2 protein-coding genes are annotated in these 1,518 nt (G+C 46.0%); both read left to right on the top strand.

The window, feature by feature from the left end; translation table 11 throughout:
• Window positions 1–354: 354 nt before the first annotated feature.
• Window positions 355–1,008: a division plane positioning ATPase MipZ gene (locus ALO64_RS15775; RefSeq protein ID WP_004666657.1), complete on the top strand. Its 654-nt coding sequence runs from the start codon at window positions 355–357 to the stop codon at window positions 1,006–1,008.
• Between the two features lie 51 nt (window positions 1,009–1,059).
• Window positions 1,060–1,371, top strand: coding sequence for a hypothetical protein (locus tag ALO64_RS15770; RefSeq protein WP_004666658.1), 312 nt, complete (start codon window positions 1,060–1,062; stop codon window positions 1,369–1,371).
• Window positions 1,372–1,518: the final 147 nt, after the last annotated feature.

Here is a 1,518-nt window from a genome sequence, read left to right as displayed (position 1 = left end):
ATGGCCCATTTTGGTATACCCAAATAGACCCAGCATATCAGGCATGGCCCAATTTACCTAAACGCAACCCTAAAGAGCCATGCTGGAAAGAACCACCTTTTTGAACCATACCGAGCGGCAGTGGCAGAGTTTAGGTTGTGTCCTGACCCCCTCCTAAAAGCCTTCAACGCATCAGGATTATTAGCATACAAATGCAATACAAGTGAAATACAAAATTGGTTTACTATGTACATACCTTGTAAATCATCAAATGACATACGTTGTATTTCTTATGAAATACAACGTATTGACAAATTTGTGTTCCCGTGTACATACTATGGAATACAGGGTACATACAATGCATGAGGTAGATCCATGGTCATTCTATTTGCGTCTGACAAAGGCGGTGTAGGCAAAAGCACTACAGCGGCCAATATGGCCGTAATGATGTCCAGCAAGGGAAAAAGCGTAATCATTCTTAAAACAGATCAAAACCCTGACTTAATGACCTGGGCAGAAATCCGTAGTACAGCAGGTCTTTCCATCATCCCCGTTCATGAAGCGTACAGGGATGTAAGCAGTGAGATTTTACGGCTTAAGCCTATGTGCGACGTCCTGCTTGTCGATTGCCCAGGGCATGACAGCGCTGAATTTCGTAGTGCGTTAACGGTAGTCGACACCCTAATCACATTGATTAAACCGTCATCAATGTTTGAAAAAGGCACTCTGACTAATCTCACTGAGACTGTACGCACAGCGCAGTACAAGCATGGAAATGCGGCTCTGAAAGCCCACGTTTTGATGACGCGCATCAAGCCAAACAAGGTCCCGGATGCCATCGCTTTAGATGAGGAACTGCGTAGTGACAGCGTGTGGATACAGCCGTTGAAAGCTCGACTGTCTGAGCTGGACATTTACGAGAATGCCGTAAATGTCGGCGCAGGTGTGCACGAGGTAGAACGTGCTAGCAGCTTGCCAAAAGCCAAAGCGCAGCTTGAGCTAGTGGCACAAGAGATAGGGTTACTGTAATACATTTTTGAAATACGGTGTATGTACGCTGTATGCGGAGATTTACTACTTATGAAGCTTAAAAAACCGACTTTCCAGATACCTATCGTTGATGGGTCTGAAATTTCAGATCCCCAAGCAAGTACTGCTCGTTTCATCGCGTCAGGGGATCGCCGTCCAGACTCAGGAAGGCCGATACCGGCAACCTTTCGCTTGCCTCAAACAGTGATTGATGCTCTTGAAGAGGAAGCGGGACGAACCGGTCAGAACAAAACGACAATTCTGAAAGCGGCAGTCATGGCGTACAGTTTTCTTGAAGAAAACGAGAAGAACAAGTGGTTGTTGGATTCTATGAAAATGTCGTCAGGGAGGCAGAGAAATTAAAGTCAGCTCAAAAAGATGCCGGGGTATGGCGGTAACCATCCCCGGCGCGAACAAAAACTCCTTGGAGGGAAGATTATGTCCGAAAGAGATTATAACACAGTCCGTAACCTACACCTAAGGAGGCGCTGCAAAAATAGCCAACTGTCC

Origin of the sequence: Pseudomonas meliae, from assembly GCF_001400515.1 — a bacterium.
Lineage (GTDB): Bacteria > Pseudomonadota > Gammaproteobacteria > Pseudomonadales > Pseudomonadaceae > Aquipseudomonas > Aquipseudomonas amygdali.
Note: the sequence above shows the minus strand (reverse complement) of the source record. Positions and strands in the feature narration are given on the sequence as shown.